The 3,468-nt window shown below is 34.2% G+C and carries 2 protein-coding genes and 1 pseudogene; all 3 read right to left on the bottom strand.

The features are described from left to right. Nucleotides 1-107: 107 nt before the first annotated feature. Nucleotides 108-1,601 (bottom strand): LCP family protein, encoded by a 1,494-nt coding sequence (locus B2S90_RS03555; RefSeq protein WP_055234675.1) that lies wholly within the window; start codon nt 1,599-1,601, stop codon nt 108-110. A gap of 120 nt (nt 1,602-1,721) precedes the next feature. After that, on the bottom strand, nt 1,722-2,114 hold the full coding sequence (gene tagD, locus B2S90_RS03550) for a glycerol-3-phosphate cytidylyltransferase (RefSeq protein ID WP_040390148.1): 393 nt from the start codon (nt 2,112-2,114) through the stop codon (nt 1,722-1,724). Between the two features lie 78 nt (nt 2,115-2,192). Beyond that, nucleotides 2,193-3,179: pseudogene (locus B2S90_RS03545) on the bottom strand (NAD(P)H-dependent glycerol-3-phosphate dehydrogenase); the annotation flags it as partial. Nucleotides 3,180-3,468 lie beyond the last annotated feature (289 nt).

Here is a 3,468-nt window from a genome sequence, read left to right as displayed (position 1 = left end):
CCTACTACTAGATAATCATATTTCATATTGATGTCCTTCTTTCGTCTCTTCAATAATACCATAATTTGTAATACAAAACGAGGGCTATCCAAGCCCCCGTCTCTTAATTAGTTATTTTCTTTTGCTTCTTTTTCAGCTTTTTCTACATCAAAGATTTTCTTTTCAGTATCGATCTTCTTACCATCACACATAGCGTTGATATACTTAGAATTTAATTTGATACTTTCTTCATCTGGGATGCAATACCATAATCTAGTCTTAGGCATTGAATATCCACCTGTCTGGATGACACCTTCACCCTTTAAGAATGATTTCTGGAAATCCCATTTGATATTGTCATCTAACTGCTTATTAACTAAAGCTCTGATGCTTGAAGATGGCATATTTGTAGTGAATGTATCTTTGATAGAATCTAAGATTTCACTATAGTTAGTAAGAATCTTTGGAGATACTGCTTTCTTGATAATAGCCTGTAATACAGCCTGCTGGTTTTCAGTTCTATGCTGGTCACCAGACTTATAAGTATAACGTTCTCTTGCGAAAGCAAGTGCCATACGACCATTCATATGAACATTACCTTCAGGAATCTTAATACCATGGTCTGTATATGGAATAAATGCCTTATCAGAATAAATATCAATACCACCAAGTGCATCAACTAACTGGATAACTGACTGGAAATCAACTCTTGCATAGAAATCAATATCGATATCTAAGAAGTCTTCAATAGTCTTTACACTGTTATCTGTACCACCATATAAAGCAGAATGTGTTAATTTATCTTTCTTACCACAGTTTGCAAGTTTTACATAGTAGTCTCTTGGAATACTTGTCATTAAGATCTGACCATTATTTGGATTAACAGTCACTAATAAGTTAACATCTGAACGGCTGTTTTCATTTACACCGCCACGTGAGTCAACACCACTGATATAACATACGAAAGGTTTCTTAGTAACGTTAATATCAGATGCAGTATTTTCAACTTTTTCTACAAGCTTAGTCTGCCATAATACTTTAGTCTTTGAATCAAAGTTACTATATGTTTCCTTGATTAAATCACGATAACTTTCATTTAAAAGAATTGCATCACAATCACCAGTATATAAATCTGATGCTAACTTAGCGTTATCTTCTTCTCCATTACCATGAAATTTAATCTGTTTCTGTAACTCATCTTTTACTTCCATAGCTTTCTTTTTATCGTTTGTATAATAATCGATTGTTTTACCTTTTAATGAAGAAACAGTCTTATAACCACTGCTCTTTAGTACAACTAAAGAATAAGTAGTTGTTTCAGTACCTACATTAGTAAGAGATGAAAGGAATGAGTCACCTTTGATGATTTTACTAGTACCAAAAACCATTGCGATACTTAATACAAGAGAAACTATTTTACCTACTAAAGGTCTTCCAACTTTGTTTTTCTTTGATGGCTTAGTAAACAATAACATTAATAGCCATAATACAACGAGTATTGCAAATGCAGCCATTAAATACTTTGTTGGTAAGATTCCAATCTTCACCACAAAGAATGCGAGCACTGCACTCACAACAGCCTGGATACCTAGAATCAAGGCACGTGATGTAATAAATTTCATAACTACCTCCTAATATTCGGGTTCATTCGTCATTATACTCGTAAATGAAAAAATGAAAACCTTTAACGGGATAAATACACAAAAATTACATATCATTTTCATTCACAAGTTAAATTATGACTATTTATTCAAGTCTTTTTTGATTCTTGTAGTACTGATTTCAGGAGTTCTTGGTAAATAAACGACTTCAGCGCCTTCTTCTTCTAAGAAGTCAAACTGACCTTTCCAGTCATCCCCCATAACAAATGTATCAACGTGATATTCATGAACATCTTTACGTTTCTGATCCCATCCACATTCAGGGATAACTAAATCTACATATCTTACTGATTCAAGTAGCTGTTTTCTCTGTTCATATGTAAAATAACATTTCTTCTGTTTTTCATTCCAGTTGAATTCATCTGTTGATAAACCAACAATTAGGTAATCTCCTAATTCTTTTGCTCTTCTTAATAGATTGATATGACCATAATGTAATAAGTCAAAAGTACCATAAGTAATAACTCTCTTCATTCCACTTTTCCTCGTCTTTCTTAATACTGACTCTTCAAATACATCATTAATAGATGGAAGAGGTGTTTCTGATTTTAAATCTCTCTGTAATAATGCATTCACTGCATCCTTTGGATTCAAGCCTTCATTAACGATTTCATTGACAGTCATCACAATAGGCATATCCACTTTATAAGTTTCCGCAAGTTGAACAGCTGCTGGTAATGCATTAATTCCTTCTACAACCATGCCAACTTCTTTCACTGCTTCTGCTGGTGTCTTTCCTTCACCAATCAAATGACCAGCCTGGTTGTTTCTACTAAATTCACTTGTACAAGTGACAATTAAATCACCCATACCTGTTAATCCACTAAATGTATGTGGTGTACATCCAATTCTACCACCCAGTCTCTCCATTTCAGCAAGACCTCTTGTGATTAAAGCAGCACGGGCATTATCTCCATAGCCTAAGCCTCCAGAAATACCTGCAGCTAACGCAATAATATTTTTTAATGCACCACAGATTTCAATTCCTTTTACATCGTTATTTGTATAAACTCGCATAAATGGACTACTGAAGAACTTCTGTACATATTTAGCCGCATCTAGATTCTTACATGCTGATACGATGGCAGTAGGCAATCCTCTTGCTACTTCTTCGGCATGAGTTGGTCCAGATAAAGCAACTAAATGTAATGTGTCATTATCAAGTACATCTTCAATCACTTCAGTGAGGGTCATGAATGTATCTGCTTCAATACCTTTCGCAACATCCACAATAATCTGATGGTCTTTAATATAAGGTTTAGCCTTCTCAGCTGTGCTTCTTACAAATATAGAAGGAACTGCAAACATAATAATATTCTGATCAGTACATGCTTCTTCTATATCTGTTGTATAACGAATGGTTTCAGGAAAATCCACACCAGGAAGTTTCGGATGTGTATGCGTAGTACTTAATTGTTCTACTTCCTGTGGAAGTGCAGACCACACTGTTACTTCCTTATCACAATTAGCCAGCATTCTTGCGAGAGCCATACCCCAGGTACCAGCTCCTAAAATACCGATTCTCTGTTTATCAGGCATATCTCTGATTTCCTCCTTCGTATGAATATAATTATTTTACATCATTCATATTCATTAGTCATTACAATAAAAGTATACCCTTTATTGTTTTATAAGTCAAAAAGCGCAGATTATGCGCTTTTATGTTTTAACTTACTAAAGATTTGTGTCAATATTTCAATTACAAGTTTTTCTTTCATGATAATGAGTACAAGACCATATACACCAAAGAACAAGATAGCTGAAATAACGAGTGTAATAAATACATGTAGATTTAATGCAGTCACCCAGAAAGATGCAAGTGATGCAA

The organism is Catenibacterium sp. UBA627 (genome assembly GCF_002299355.1).
In the GTDB taxonomy this organism is placed as follows: domain Bacteria; phylum Bacillota_I; class Bacilli_A; order Erysipelotrichales; family Coprobacillaceae; genus Catenibacterium; species Catenibacterium mitsuoka.
The sequence above is the reverse complement of the archived record's forward strand: the minus strand, read 5'-3'. Positions and strand labels throughout refer to the sequence as shown.

Excerpts from the sequence above, each read along its gene's own strand:
- tagD (WP_040390148.1), bottom strand. The coding sequence starts at position 2,114 with ATGAAGAGAGTTATTACTTATGGTACTTTTGACTTATTACATTATGGT.
- B2S90_RS03555 (WP_055234675.1), bottom strand. The coding sequence starts at position 1,601 with ATGAAATTTATTACATCACGTGCCTTGATTCTAGGTATCCAGGCTGTT.